The following is a 13192-nucleotide window of genomic DNA, read 5'->3' on the forward strand; positions in this document are numbered from 1 at the left end:
CCCGGAACGGGGTAGCCGGTGCACGCCTGACAGGGCGATCCCTTCCCGGCGACAGAGAGGGTGTCCGTCGTGAGCAGCTTCGTGGATGCGGACCTCGGCGTGGACCACCGCTTCGACCGCGCGTTGCGCGGCTACCTCTCCCGGGTGGCCGCCGCGGTCGGCGTGGGACTGGAGTCCTGCACCGTCGACCTCGACCTGCCAGTCTCGGCCTACGTCGCTCTCGACCGGCGGCTCGAGCGCTTCCCCGACCGGGACTTGGCGCTGCTGTGGGACGAGGTGCACGGCTGGTCGGCGGCGATCGAGGCTTCGTGCGGGGAGGACCTGATCGTGCTGGCCTACCTCGACGGTGACGACGTGCTCGCCGAACCCGCCGCCGTCGAGCGCTTCCTGGGGGCGCTGCGCGCGGCCGACCACTCCCTCGGCCGCCCCGACCCGCGCAAGCTGCGCCGCGCGGGCGGGCACGACGAGCTGCTGGCACGCCTGGCCTGACGCGGGGCGATGCGTCGGCGCGGGCGAAAGCGGGTACTCCGCGGACGGGAAAGGAGTGCGTCATGGCACCGAAACGACCCGTCTGGAGCGGCTCGCTGACCCTCGGCCTGGTGACGGTGCCGGTGCGGCTCTACAGCGCGATCGAGGACCACACTGTGCACTTCCGCCAGTTCGAGCGCGGCACGAGCGACCGCATCCGCTACCGGCGGGTGAACGAGCGCACCGGCGACGAGGTGGAGCTGTCCGAGATCGTGAAGGGCTACGAGCTCGACGACGGCGACTACGTGCTGGTCGAACCCGAAGAGCTCGACGAGATCGCCCCCGGGCGCAGCAAGTCGCTCGACGTCGAGGCGTTCGCCGATCTCGCCGACATCGACCCGATGTTCTTCGACCGCACCTACTGGCTCGCGCCCGCGAGCTCCGACTACGACAAGCCGTACTCGCTGCTGCTGGCGGCGATGGCGAAGACGGACAAGGCGGGTGTGGCCAAGTTCGTGCTGCGCGGGCGCGAGTACCTGGCGCTCGTGCGGGCCGGCGACGGAGTGATGCTGCTCGACACGCTGCACTTCGCGGCGGACCTGCGGGACCGGGAGAAGTCGCTGCCGGACCTGCCGGAGAAGGCGCCGGCGCGCGGCAAGGAGTTCGACATGGCCGTGAACCTCATCGAGGCCCTCACGGAGGACTGGCGGCCCGAGGACTACCGCGACACGTTCACCGACCGCGTCCACGAGCTGATCGAGGCCAAGCGCAAGGGTGACACGGTCACGCCGGCCGCCGAGGCCGCGGAGCCGACGCAGGTGGTCGACCTGTTCGAGGCCCTGCAGCGCAGCGTGCAGAACGGGAAGGGGCGTCGTGGCAAGAAGCAGAAGGAGCCGCAGCTCGCGGACCTCACCAAGGCCCAGCTCGACGAGCTGGCCAAGGAACGGGAGATCAAGGGCCGCTCGAAGATGAAGCGCGCGGATCTGGAACGGGCGCTGGAAGAGGCGTCCTGACCGTCCTGCGAGGACGTCGGCGTCACCGGGGTTGCGCGAGCAGCCAGTCCAGCGCGGTGGGCAGGGCGTTGAGCACCGAGATGTGCCCGTCGCGGGGCCGCAGCCACAGCTCGGCGTCGGGCAGGTGGGCCAGCAGGTGCTGTGCGTGCGATGCGGGGACCACGCGGTCGGCGCCGCCTTGGACCAGCAGGACCGGCGTGCGCACGTCGGCGAGCTCGAAGCCCCACGGCGAGGCGTAGGCGACGTCGTCGTCGACCTCTCCGTCGTGGCCGGCGCCGCCGGCTTCCCCGGCGTCGGCGCCGAGCGGTCCCCACGCGCCGTCCAGCGCGGCCCAGTCGGTCGCGACGAAGCTTGCCGGGTCGAATTCGTGCGTGAGCGCATGGGCCATCCGCGCTTCTCGGCCTTCGCGGGCTGCGCGCAGCGAAGTCGGGTCGGCCATGCCGGCGAACCAGTCGAACTCCTCGGTGTACGGCGCGACCCCGGCCAGGGCCACGGCCGCGGTGACGCGGTCCGGCAGCTGCGCGGCAGCCGCCAGCGCGTGCGACCCGCCGCCCGAAGCGCCGACCACCGCGAAGCGGCCGAGACCCAGCGCGTCGGCGACCAGCCGCACGTCCTCGGCAGCGGACCCGATGGTGCGGCCCCGCACCGTGGTCGAACCGCCGTAGCCCGGGCGGCCGTAGGAGACGACCCGGATCCCGCGGGCGTCCGCGGCCTGCAGGACGGGTGCGAGCAGCGATCCGGTCTGCGGCGTGCCGTGGAGCCAGACCACGGTGAGGGCGTCGCCGCGGCCGCTGTCGTGCGCGCGCAGCACGCGGCCGCCGGCGAGGGTCAGATCGTGTGAGGTCCCCATGCGCCGCGACTCTAGCGGCCCGCGCCCGTGAGGGAACGGGGTTCAGGGGGTACCTGGCGAGGTATGGACTCAGACGCGCACCCCGACCTCCGCCTCGACGACACCGCGGCCGAGCACCTCGAACCCGACCGCGCGACGCTGAACGCCGTCGGCAAGATCACCGAGGCGCTGGAGACCGTCGAGATCGCCCGCGGCCACCTCTACGAGTTCCACCAGCTCACCGGCTCCGCGGACCGCAAGCTCGCCGACGGCATCGCCATGTTGCGCGACGCGGGCCACGCCGAGCACGCCGACCGGCTCACCGAGCACCTGCTGGGCCGCAACGTGCTGCACGGGCGCTGGACGTTCCAGATCGTGGAGGAGTACGACACCACCTACTACCGCGCTTTCCGCGACCACGAGACCCGTGTCCGCGAACTCACCCGCGGCGTCCGCCATCTCGCCGAGGCCCGCGTGAAGCGCGAGAACCGCACGCCCGGGCTGCCGGGTCACGAGGCCACCCCGAACTCACCCGACTGAGCCACCCCGCCGTCACCGCAGGGCCCTCGGAAACGACGCGCCACAAGCCTTCCCGCTAAGGTTTCGGTGAACCGACCGCGCGAGTGGAGGCACCAGGATGAGCAACGTCGAGACCGAGCCACCCGTGCTGGACTGCGGGGACGACGCGGCCGGCCACGGTGGGGTCGAGGTCCTCGGCGCACGGGACGTGCCGCTGGGCGGGCCGCGCGCCATGAAGGTGCGCCGCACGCTGCCGCAGCGCAAACGTTCGCTCGTGGGCGCCTGGTGCTTCGCCGACCACTACGGGCCCGACGACCCGAGGACGACGGGCGGCATGTCCGTCGGCTCGCACCCGCACACCGGCCTGCAGACGGTGAGCTGGCTGTTCGCCGGCGAGATCGAGCACCGCGACAGCCTCGGCTCCCACGCGATGGTCCGCCCGGGCGAGCTGAACCTCATGACCGGCGGCCACGGCATCTGCCACTCCGAGGTCTCGACGCCGGAGACCACGACGCTGCACGGCGTGCAGCTGTGGGTCGCGCTGCCCGACGCGCACCGGCACGCCGAACGCGACTTCCAGCACTACGCCCCGCCCGCCACCGACCTCGGCGGCGCCACCGCGCGCGTTTTCCTCGGCACGCTCGCGGGTGAGACGTCGCCGGTCAAGACGTTCACGCCCCTGCTCGGCGCGGAGTTGGTGCTGGAGTCCGGCGCCCGCGTCACCCTCGACGTCGACCCCGAATTCGAACACGGCGTGCTCGTCGACACCGGCGAGGTCACCTTCGCCGGCTCGGCGCTGCACAGCACCGACCTCGGGTACCTCGGCACCGGCCGCGCCACGCTGGAGCTCGTGAACACCGGCGACGGGCGCGCTCGCGTGATGCTGCTCGGCGGGCCGCCGTTCGGCGAGGAGATCGTGATGTGGTGGAACTTCGTGGCGCGCACGCACGAGGAGGTCGTGGAGTACCGCGAGGCGTGGCAGGCCGAGTCACCGCAGTTCGGGGCGATTCCCGAGGTGCCCGGCGACCCCGCGCGGCTGCCCGCGCCCGTGCTGCCGAACGTCCGGATCAAGCCGCGCCGGAACCCCTGACGAGCGCGGTGAAGATCCGGTCCACGTCCGCACGCCCGGTCCGCCAGTTGCTGAACGCGGCCCGCAGCGCCGGCACGCCCGCGTACACCGTCGGCGTCACGAACGTCTCGCCCCCGGCCGCGACGGCGCGCACCACGGCGTCGATGCGCTCCTGCGTCGGGTCGTCGGCCAGTGTGAAGCACACGACGTTGAGCCGCACCGGCGCGAGCAGCCGCCACTGCGGCGTGCCGGCCAGGCGGTCGCCGAGGTCCCGGGCGTGGGCGACGCAGCGTTCGACGATCTCCCGGTGCCCCGCTCGGCCGTACGCGGCGAGCGTGCACCACGCGGCCAGCGCGCGCAGCCGCCGCGAACTTTCGGGCGTGCGGTGCACGAAGTCCGGGTTGTGGCCCGGGTGGCCTAGGTAGGCCGCGGAGTTCTGGAACACGCGTACCTGCAGGTCGAGCCGGCGGCTGAACTGGATCGCCGAGTCGTAGGGCACGTTGAGCCACTTGTGCAGGTCGACGCACACCGAGTCGGCCAGCTCCAGCCCGTCGACGAGCCGCGCGTGCTCGGGCGAGAGCGCGGCGAACGCACCGAACGCCGCGTCGACGTGCAGCCAGAACGGGTGCTTGGCCTTGAGCGCCGCGATGGCCCGCAGGTCGTCGAAGTCGACGGTGTTGACCGTGCCCGCGTTGGCAATCACGATCGCGGGCCGCCCGCCCAGCTCGGCGAGCTCCCGGTCCAGCGCCTCGACGTCCACGGCCTCACGCCCGGCCCGCACGGGCACCGGCCGCAGTGCCGAGCGGCCCAGGCCCAGCACCGACATCGCCTTGAGCGCGCTGGAGTGCGGTGATCCGCTCAGCACCTCGACCGGGCCGAGCGCCGCGACCCCGGCGTCGGCGACCGTGACCCCGAGCCGCTCCCCCAGCCACTCGCGCCCGATCGCCAGACCGACCACATTGGACATCGTCGCGCCGGACACGAACGCACCGCTGAACTCCGGCCCCAGCCCGAACAGCTTCGCGAGCCAACCCACCGTCTCGCGTTCGAGGTCCGGAGCCGAGGAGTCCAGCGACGACACGGGGTTCTGGTCCGCCGCGGCCGTGAGCCAGTCGCCGGCCACCGCCGCGGGGGTCGCGCCGCCCGTGACGAACCCCAGGTACCGCGGCCCGGCGCTCGCGGCGAACCCCGGCGCCCAGCGGCGCGCGAACTCCGCGAGCGCGGCCCGCGCGCCCACGCCGTCCTCCGGCAGCTCCGCGGGGTCGACCGCTTCCGGCGGCACCGCCACCGGACGGTCCGCCACTCCCGCGAGCAGCTCACCGGCCTGCGCACGCGCGGCGTCGAGCAGCGCGGGCAGGCCGTCGAGGTCTTCGGTCAGCTTCGAGTACACAGCCACCTCCTGCGGCGACCCTAGCCGCGCGCGGCCGAGCCCGTCGCGGGCCAATCCGCGGTGACTGGCCCGCTCAGCGGCTCAGGCGCGTGCGCGCCCGCCCGGGTCGAAGTTCACCTTCCGCACCGGGCCGGCGACCAGCAGCACCAGCGCCACGGCGGACACGCCCGCCAGGACCAGCGCGGCCACGAACTGTGCTGCCTCCGTGGTCGCCGAGGCCAGTACCGCGAACCCGGCGAGCACCACGACCGTCGGGCCCGCCAGCGCCACCGCCGTGGCGAGCACGGGGATCCGGCGCCCGTCGGGCCGCCGGGCCGAGACGACCGCCGCGCCGGCGCACACCGCTGCGGCCACGAGGAGGCAGCCACCCACGGTGTCGGAAAGCCGGTGCCAGCCGAGCGCGACGGTCGCCGCGGCGACCCAGGCGACGCCGAGTGAACCCACGGCGAGCACCCAGGTGCGCATCCGTGCGGGCAGCACCACCGCCAGCGCGAACAGCACCGCCGTCGCCGCGCTGACGTGCCCGCTCGGGAAGCTGTTGTGACTCGCGACCCCGTAGCCGTCGTGGCTGCCCGGCCGGTCGAGCACGTAGATCTTGAGCAGCTGCGCCGCGACCAGCGGGGTCGCGAGCAGCACCAGCGCCGTCACGCCCAAGGGGAACCGGCGCCGCACCGACGCCAGCGCGAGCACGAGCACCGCGACCGCGCCGAGCAGCACCACGAGGTCCACGTCACGCAACGGCGCCGCCCAGTCCACAGTGGATGGTCCGGTCGCCTGCGCGCTGTGCACCACACCGTTCTCCGCCACCTGGCCCGCCGTTGTGCGCACGAAGAGCAGGTACGCCACGAGGAACGCGACCGCGCAGCCCACCGCACTCGCGACGAGCAGCACAGTGCGCGACGGCGTCCGCACCTCGAGCGCGTGGCGCGCGGAGCCGGACGGGGTGATCGGGGGCGCCTCGGGGAACGTCACTGCCATGGACCCGAGTCTCGGCGCGGGATTTAGTGGTCAGGTCAGTGCCGTGTCATGGTTTTGCAACAAGATCGCCCGGGTTCGCCCCACGCTGCGGTTTTCCGAATAATGGCCGGGGTGGCAGAGGTGTTGGTGGTCGAAGACGACGCGGCCGTACGGGAGGGACTCCAGCTGGCCCTGCGCAGGCAGGGGCACGGGGTGCACACCGCGGGCTCGGGCGAGGCGGGGCTGGACCTGGTGCGCAAGCACCTGCCCGACATCGTGGTGCTCGACCTGATGCTGCCCGGGATGGACGGGTTCGAGACCTGCCGCCGGATGCGCGCGCTGGGTGAGGTGCCCATCATCATGCTGACCGCGCGCAGCGACGACTTCGACGTGGTCGCGGGCCTGGAGGCCGGCGCCGACGACTACGTGGTGAAGCCGGTCGAGCCGCGCGTACTCGACGCGCGGATCCGCGCCGTGCTGCGCCGTGCGGTCAGCGATCACGACGCGCGCGCGGGCGAGGTCGAACGCCACGGCGAGCTGGTGATCGACCGCGCCGGCATGCTCGTGAGGAAACGGGGCGAGCAGGTGGCGCTCACGCCGACCGAGCTCAAGCTGCTGCTCGAGATCTCCCGCACGCCGGGTCGGGTGTACAGCCGCCAGCAGCTGCTCACCGCCGTGTGGGACCACGACTACCTCGGCGACTCCCGCCTGGTCGACGCCTGCGTACAGCGGCTGCGGTCCAAGATCGAGGACGTACCGGCGCGGCCCGACCACGTCCAGACCGTGCGTGGCTTCGGCTACCGGTTCGGCCGCTCGTGAGGCTCCCCCGGCTGCGGCCGTGGCTCTCGGGGCTGCGGCCCCGGCTGGTGCTGTCCTTCGCGGCGATGACCCTGGTCGGCGCGGCCGCGGCGGCCGGCGCTAGCTACGTGACGGCGCGCACGACCATTCTGCAGGGCGTGCAGGACCCGGCCATGGTCCAGCTGCGCGACCAGGTCACGGCGTACCTGCCGCAGATGACGCTGCCACCGGACCAGCGCCAGCTCGACAACCTCGCCGACAACCTCAAGGGCACCACGGTCGCGATCTACCACGACCTGCGTTCGCGGTCGGGGCTCGATCCCTCGGCGCTGCCCGCCGACCTGCGCCAAGAAGTCGCCGGCGGCGGCACGATCCAGTTCAAGCGGGTGATCAGGGGCGACACGCCGCTGCTGCTGGTCGGGATGCCGGTGCTGCAGCCCAGCGACGACGGGATCACGCACACGGGCGTCGAGGTCTACTCCATGGTGTCGCTGGCCGCCCAGCAGACCGCGATCGACCAGCTGGCCACCCGCGCGTGGCAGACGGCCGCGCTGGCGCTGCCGATCGCCGTCGCGCTGGCGCTGCTGGCCGCCCGGCAGGTGCTGCGGCCGGTGCGCGCGCTCAACACCGCCGCCCGCAAGCTCGGCCACGGGCAGCTCGACGTCCGCCTGCGGGCCAAGGGCTCCGACGAGCTGGCCCAGCTCGTGACCACGTTCAACAGCACCGCGGCGGAGCTGGAACGCACCGTCGGCACGCTGCGGGAAATGGAGACCGACGCGCGCCGCTTCGTCGCCGACGTCTCCCACGAGCTGCGCACCCCGCTGGCCGCGATGAACGCGGTGACCGACGTGCTCGACGAGGACGCCGAGCAGCTGCCCGCCGACACCGCCGTCGCCGCGCGCCTGGTGTCGGCGGAGACGCGCCGGCTGACGCGGCTCGTGCAGGACCTGGTGGAGATCTCGCGCTTCGACGCCGGGCGCGCCGAGCTGCGGCTGGAGGAGTGGGACGTCGCGCAGGGCGTGACCGACACCCTCGCCGCGCGCGGCTGGACCGCCGCCGACGGGATCGTCACCGACCTGCGGGCCGGCGTAGTCGCGACCGTCGACCCGCGCCGGCTCGACATCGTGGTCGCGAACCTGGTCGGCAACGCCCTGCGCCACGGCGAACCGCCGGTCGAGGTGCACCTGGCCGCCGACGCGCACGCCCTGACCCTGGAGGTCACCGACCACGGCCCCGGCATCCCCGACGCCGTGCTGCCCCACGTGTTCGACCGCTTCACCAAAGCCGACTCCGCGCGGGCGCGTTCGGAGGGCAGCGGGCTCGGCCTGTCCATCGCGCGGGAGAACGCCCGGCTGCACGGCGGCGACGTCGAGGCGGCCAACACCGGTTCCGGCGCGCGGTTCACCCTGTGGTTGCCCCGCCACCCCCGGCCCGGAGAGGCGCGATGAAAAAGTTCATGACCACACTCGCCGTGCTCCTGCTGGTGAGCGCGTGCGGCATCCAGCCCACCGTCGTCGTGCCCGCCGGCCCCGCGCCGACCGCGGTCGGCCCCGGCGCCCGCGCGAACCAGCTCACGCTGTACTTCCTGGTCGACGGCCAGCTCGCCCCCGTCGTGCGCAGCTGGGGCAGCCCGGTCTCTCCGGAGCTGGCAGTGAACGAGCTGTTCCGGGGCCCCACCCCGGCCGAGCAGGAGAGCGGCTACTACTCGCTGCTGTTCCCCGGCGACGGCCAGGTCACCATCGACACCACCAGCGTGCCGCCGACGGTGACCATCCCGTTCTCCATCAAGCCGCTCTACCTCGGCGTGGACCAGGTGGTCTGCACCACCGTGGCGGCCATGTCGGCGGCCGGCCTGCCCGTGGACCTGCGCGGCGTTTCAGTGGCCACACCCGATTCCCGCCTCGGTCCCGCGCTCTGCACCTTCTGAGCCGGTGCCGGACGCCGGTCAGGCGGGGTACGCGCGCAGGGCCCGCGCGTCGGCGAGCGAACGCGCCCACCACTCCAGCTGGTCGAGCAGCTTCTTCACGGCCGCAGCGGTGGTTTCGGCGTCGGTGGGGCTGCCGGCGTCGTCGAATCGGCCGCGGGCGCCGTGGAAGCTCACGGTGTCGCGGATGGTCACGGCGTGCAGCTCGGCGAAGACCGGGCGCAGGTGCTCCACCGCGCGCAGGCCGCCGGAAAGCCCGCCGTACGCCACGAAAGCAACGGGTTTGGCCTGCCACTCCGAGCGGAACCAGTCGACGGCGTTCTTGAGCGAGGCCGGGTAGCTGTGGTTGTACTCCGGGGTGATCACGACGAACGCGTCGGCCGCGGCGAGCCGGGCCGCGAGGCGCCCGACCTTCGGCACCGGCTCGGACCCGAACGCGGGAAAAGCCAGTGGTAGGGCCAGATCGGCGCAGTCGACGACGTCCACCGCGAACCCGCCGTGCGCGGCGGCCTCGCGGGTGAACCAGTTCGCGACCGTCGGCGCGAACCGTCCTTCCCGGACACTGCCGACGATCACGACGACCCGGACCGGAACTTCCGACACGATGTTCTCCTCGAATCCCCTTGCGGGACCGGGTGTCCCGCACGGAGACCGAGCCTCGACCTTCAAGCTCACTTGAAGTCAAGCTATCCTCGCCCGCATGACCAAGACCGAGCTGCCCGAGCTGACCGTGGGCGAGCTGGCGCACCGAACCGGGGTACCCGCGTCGGCCCTGCGCTTCTATGAGGACGAGAAGCTGATCCGCAGCCGGCGCACGGCGGGCAACCAGCGCCGCTACCGCCGCGACACACTCCGGCGCGTCACGTTCATCCGGATGTCGCAGCGGGTGGGCATGCCGTTGTCGCAGATCCGCGAGGTCCTCGCGCTGCTGCCGGACGATCGCACCCCGACCCGCGCCGACTGGGCGCGCATCTCCCACTGCTGGCGTGAGGACCTCGACGAGCGCATCCGGCAGCTGGAACAGCTGCGCGACCAGCTCACCGACTGCATCGGCTGCGGCTGCATGTCGCTCACGAAGTGCCGCCTGGCGAACCCCGGCGACCGCCTCGGACGCGAGGGTCCGGGGCCGCGGCGGCTTCCGGACCACCGCGGCCCCGGCTACCCGTGACGCTCAGCTCAGCACGAGACCACGCACGTAGGCGGCCTGCCCGGCGTGCTGCAGGTCGTCCGAAAGCACGCTGATCAGCCGCACCCCCAGCGTCACGGGCGGGTCCCAGCGCTCGTCGACGACGGCGTCGAGCGCCTTGCCCTCTAGTCCGCCGACCCACGCCACGGTCTGCTCGTGCACGGCGTCGTAGTAGCCGGTCAGCAGCTTGGGGTCGTCGATCCGCACGGCGGCGACGTCGTCGCTGCTGTGCGCGTACCCCGTGTCCGCCGGCGGGAAGGGCAGGCCGAAGCGGCGGTGCCAGTCCTGCGCGGTCCAGATCTGCTCGGTGCCCGCGACGTCGGCCACATGGTCGTCCTGCACGCGCGTGAGGTGCCAGACGAGCCAGGCGATCGAGTTGGCGCGTGACCCGGGCCGCGCGACGAGCTGGTCGCCGGTCAGGCCGTCGACCGACTGGTGCACGACCTCCTGGATCCGGCCGAAGCCGTCCACGAGCAGATCGGCCACGTTCATCCGTAGTCCTCCTCGGTTCGTTCCTGCCTGCTACCCCGATCATGCCCCACGCAAACCGCCGCGCCCCCAACCGAATTTCGGCGGTCGGGGCGCGGAAGAACGAGCGGTAACGGCGCAGCGCGATCCGCAGGTCCTCCGTGGCGGGTTCGCCGTCGCGCCACTGCGCCTCCAGCTCGCCCTTGTGCTCGGCGAAGGTCTCGGCCAGCGACCTGATCACGGAGGCAACGAGTTCGTCGGCGTCACGCACGGCGCGTCGCGGGTCGTCGACGAAGCCGGTCTGCACGTCTTGCCAACGGTTGCGGAAGCGGTCGACCGCGCCGCTTTCGAACAGTGGCGGAGCGCCGTCGGTGCGGGCGCCGTGGCTCGCGGTGCTTCTGTCCGCGGCACGGTCGTCCACGTCGCCGGCATCCGTGACCCGGGTGTCCACATCGGACACTTCACGCGAGCGCTCTTCCGGAATGTCGCGGCGCTCGCCGGTTCGGGGCCTCTCGGCGCCACCCGCCAGGTCGGCGGTGCTCAGTCCCCGGGTCTCCTGGTCGGTCATGTCAGCGGTCTCCGTTCCGCTCGTGGGCACCGCGATGGTTGCCCGAGCGCGCAGCGGTGTGCTCGCGCCGGCTCTCGGCGGTGTCCTCGTCGGCGCGGCTGCCAGGACGCGTGTCCGCGCCGGTTCCGGCGCCGGTGTCGTCGGTCAGCAGGTCCTCGAACACGGTGCGGTAGTGCACCATCGCCGAACGCAGTTCCTCTGTGGACAATGCCGTCTCCGAGTGGCGGCGGTGCGTCTCGTGCGCCGCGCGGTAGTGCTCCAGCGTGCGCGAGTGGCGCACGGACAAGTCGGAAAGCTGCTGGTCGTAACCCTCGGTCGGATAGCCCCGCTCGGACATCACGGCCACCAGCAGGTCGTCGGCCTCGTCGAGCGCACCGGCGGGCTGGTCCACGAACTTCTCCTGGATCAACGCCCAGTGCTGGGCGTAGCGCTCGCGCGCCGAGGGCGAGAGCGGCCTGATGTCGAGATCACGGTGCCGGCGTTCGCGTTCGGCCAGCTCCCGTTGCGCCGCACGCGGGCTGTCGTTTTCCTCAACTGCGCGCGAGTACTCGGGGCCGAACTGCTGCTGCAGTCGTTTCCGTTGCCGTCCCTGGACGACCAGCCAGGCTACGGCGCCGATCACCACGACGGCGGCCACCACGATCACGACGATGAGCCAAGTGGGCATCGCACGAACTCCTTCACGGATTTGTCGAGCCCCCCGTACGGGCCGGGTGCCCTCCGCTGCCCAGGCGAAACGCGAATACCGCCGGATGAACGGCGTTTTCGGCCGAGTGGCCCAGTGGCGGCCGCCGGATGAGGTACGGTTCGGACATCAGGGCGGAACCAGGCGAACGGGAGGATGGCGCGTGGACACCACTGTGCGGCTCGCTTCCGGCGCGCTCCGCGTCGTGCCCGGCTTCGACACCATCGCCGGCGTACCCGTGCCCGGCTGGGCCGCCACGCTGCTGGCCGTGGTGTGCGCGGTCGCCGCGCTCGTGGTGCTGCTGCTGATCGTGCGCAACCGGCGGCGGTGAGTTCTTTCCCGGCTGCTCAGCCGAGGTAGTTGCTGACCTCGATGAGGTTCTCGTCCGGGTCGCGGAAGTAGACGCTGCGGATCTCGCCCGTGGCACCGGTGCGCCCGACTGGTCCTTCCTCGATCGGCACGCCCGCTCGGCGCAGTTCTTCGATCACGTCGTCGAGCGCGTCTTCGGTGATGAGGCACAGGTCCGCGCTGCCCGGCGTCGGGCGCAGTGCCTTGGGTTCGAACTCGTGGCCCACCTGGTGCAGGTTGATCTTGCTGGTACCGAATGCCAGCGCCTTGCGCCCGCCCTTGAACGTCACCTCCGCCATGCCGAGCACCCGCGTGTAGAAGGCCACGGTGGCCTCGACGTCGGCAACGGTGAGCACGAGGTGGTCCAGGCGGTCGATGCGCATCGGTGTCCCCTTTCGACGGGCGGGGTCAGGCGCGGGTGAATCGGGTGGTGATCACGTGGTCCTTCGCCGGACCGGCAACCACCCACTCCTGGCGCCAGTGGTCGGCGTCGAACACGCGGTACTCGCCTCGGTAGAGGTCGTCGCGGCACGGGTGGTCGGTGCTCCACCGGCCGGTGGCCAAGTCGAGGTCGTGGAAGAACCCGCCGTGGTCGAAATGCACGGCGGCGCGGGCGCCGTCGGCGTGGTAGAGCAAGGTGCGGCTCACCGGGCCGGTGTAGTCGGCCAGCCGCAACTCGCCCGTCTCCTGGTAGACGAGCACGCCGGCACGGGCACCGTCTCGGGTGAACGTCGCGCTGCCGGTGACTTCGCCCATCGGCTCGCCGTCTGCGGTCACGATGTCGCGCGAGAGCCGCCACGAGCCGGCGAAGTGCGCGGCGAGGTCGGTGATCGCGAAGTCCACTCCGCCATTGTGCGCCCGCGCGTGCGACGTGACGCGGTGACGGGGCCGGGATCACACACAGCGTGACCGGTGTGGTGCGAGCGGGACACTCGTGCCGGAAACGCGCCGAGGGCCCCGGGGTGGCACC

General features: G+C 72.5%; 17 protein-coding genes. 9 read left to right on the forward strand and 8 right to left on the reverse strand.

From position 1 onward, the window contains the following. The first annotated feature begins 69 nt into the window (after positions 1 to 69). Both AB0F91_RS32935 and AB0F91_RS32940 read left to right on the forward strand, forming a co-directional pair. Complete coding sequence (locus AB0F91_RS32935; protein WP_360603872.1) at positions 70 to 489, forward strand: DUF6292 family protein; 420 nt, start codon at positions 70 to 72, stop codon at positions 487 to 489. 62 nt (positions 490 to 551) lie between these two features. Then, positions 552 to 1481, forward strand: a complete 930-nt coding sequence (locus AB0F91_RS32940; protein WP_360603874.1) for a Ku protein — start codon at positions 552 to 554, stop codon at positions 1479 to 1481. A 22-nt stretch (positions 1482 to 1503) separates the two neighbouring features. Here the strand turns inward: AB0F91_RS32940 and AB0F91_RS32945 are convergent, their stop codons facing one another. Next, positions 1504 to 2331: an alpha/beta hydrolase gene (locus AB0F91_RS32945; protein ID WP_360603876.1), complete on the reverse strand. Its 828-nt coding sequence runs from the start codon at positions 2329 to 2331 to the stop codon at positions 1504 to 1506. Positions 2332 to 2394: 63 nt separating this feature from the next. Between AB0F91_RS32945 and AB0F91_RS32950 the strand changes: the two genes are divergently transcribed. Further along, positions 2395 to 2850 (forward strand): hypothetical protein, encoded by a 456-nt coding sequence (locus tag AB0F91_RS32950; protein WP_360603878.1) that lies wholly within the window; start codon positions 2395 to 2397, stop codon positions 2848 to 2850. A gap of 97 nt (positions 2851 to 2947) precedes the next feature. Then, entirely contained in the window at positions 2948 to 3919 is a 972-nt protein-coding gene (locus tag AB0F91_RS32955; protein ID WP_360603880.1) for a pirin family protein, read from the forward strand. On the opposite strand, the gene AB0F91_RS32960 is transcribed toward AB0F91_RS32955, so the two are convergent. Together AB0F91_RS32960 and AB0F91_RS32965 are read right to left on the reverse strand one after the other, a co-directional pair. Next, a complete protein-coding gene (locus AB0F91_RS32960) occupies positions 3897 to 5288 on the reverse strand; it encodes a pyridoxal-dependent decarboxylase (RefSeq protein WP_360603882.1) in 1392 nt (463 codons plus the stop codon). The genes AB0F91_RS32955 and AB0F91_RS32960 overlap by 23 nt on opposite strands. An 81-nt stretch (positions 5289 to 5369) precedes the next feature. After that, on the reverse strand, positions 5370 to 6266 hold the full coding sequence (locus AB0F91_RS32965) for a phosphatase PAP2 family protein (RefSeq protein ID WP_360603884.1): 897 nt from the start codon (positions 6264 to 6266) through the stop codon (positions 5370 to 5372). Between the two features lie 111 nt (positions 6267 to 6377). On the opposite strand from AB0F91_RS32965, the gene AB0F91_RS32970 reads away from it, so the two are divergent. From AB0F91_RS32970 to AB0F91_RS32980, 3 genes are read left to right on the forward strand one after another with little or no spacing between them, the layout of a single operon-like run. Beyond that, positions 6378 to 7064 carry a response regulator transcription factor gene (locus AB0F91_RS32970; protein WP_360603886.1) on the forward strand — a complete coding sequence of 229 codons (687 nt, stop codon included), beginning with the start codon at positions 6378 to 6380 and terminating at the stop codon, positions 7062 to 7064. Continuing rightward, positions 7061 to 8491: a HAMP domain-containing sensor histidine kinase gene (locus AB0F91_RS32975; protein ID WP_360603888.1), complete on the forward strand. Its 1431-nt coding sequence runs from the start codon at positions 7061 to 7063 to the stop codon at positions 8489 to 8491. Before AB0F91_RS32970 ends, AB0F91_RS32975 begins: the two co-directional genes overlap by 4 nt. A gap of 8 nt (positions 8492 to 8499) precedes the next feature. After that, on the forward strand, positions 8500 to 8970 hold the full coding sequence (locus tag AB0F91_RS32980) for a hypothetical protein (protein WP_360603890.1): 471 nt from the start codon (positions 8500 to 8502) through the stop codon (positions 8968 to 8970). Positions 8971 to 8988: 18 nt separating this feature from the next. On the opposite strand, the gene AB0F91_RS32985 is transcribed toward AB0F91_RS32980, so the two are convergent. Next, complete coding sequence (locus tag AB0F91_RS32985; protein WP_360603892.1) at positions 8989 to 9570, reverse strand: NAD(P)H-dependent oxidoreductase; 582 nt, start codon at positions 9568 to 9570, stop codon at positions 8989 to 8991. Between the two features lie 97 nt (positions 9571 to 9667). On the opposite strand from AB0F91_RS32985, the gene soxR reads away from it, so the two are divergent. Further along, positions 9668 to 10135, forward strand: a complete 468-nt coding sequence (gene soxR / locus AB0F91_RS32990) for a redox-sensitive transcriptional activator SoxR (protein ID WP_360603894.1) — start codon at positions 9668 to 9670, stop codon at positions 10133 to 10135. A gap of 3 nt (positions 10136 to 10138) precedes the next feature. On the opposite strand, the gene AB0F91_RS32995 is transcribed toward soxR, so the two are convergent. Further along, complete coding sequence (locus AB0F91_RS32995) at positions 10139 to 10645, reverse strand: DUF664 domain-containing protein (RefSeq protein WP_360603896.1); 507 nt, start codon at positions 10643 to 10645, stop codon at positions 10139 to 10141. A 545-nt stretch (positions 10646 to 11190) separates the two neighbouring features. Then, positions 11191 to 11856, reverse strand: coding sequence for a hypothetical protein (locus AB0F91_RS33000; protein ID WP_360603898.1), 666 nt, complete (start codon positions 11854 to 11856; stop codon positions 11191 to 11193). Positions 11857 to 12037: 181 nt separating this feature from the next. Between AB0F91_RS33000 and AB0F91_RS33005 the strand changes: the two genes are divergently transcribed. Then, positions 12038 to 12205, forward strand: coding sequence for a hypothetical protein (locus AB0F91_RS33005; RefSeq protein ID WP_360603900.1), 168 nt, complete (start codon positions 12038 to 12040; stop codon positions 12203 to 12205). 16 nt (positions 12206 to 12221) lie between these two features. On the opposite strand, the gene AB0F91_RS33010 is transcribed toward AB0F91_RS33005, so the two are convergent. After that, positions 12222 to 12605 carry a VOC family protein gene (locus AB0F91_RS33010; protein ID WP_360603902.1) on the reverse strand — a complete coding sequence of 128 codons (384 nt, stop codon included), beginning with the start codon at positions 12603 to 12605 and terminating at the stop codon, positions 12222 to 12224. Between the two features lie 25 nt (positions 12606 to 12630). After that, positions 12631 to 13065, reverse strand: a complete 435-nt coding sequence (locus AB0F91_RS33015; protein WP_360603904.1) for a DUF6314 family protein — start codon at positions 13063 to 13065, stop codon at positions 12631 to 12633. Between the last annotated feature and the right edge of the window lie 127 nt (positions 13066 to 13192).

The organism is Amycolatopsis sp. NPDC023774 (assembly GCF_040639695.1).
GTDB lineage: Bacteria > Actinomycetota > Actinomycetes > Mycobacteriales > Pseudonocardiaceae > Amycolatopsis.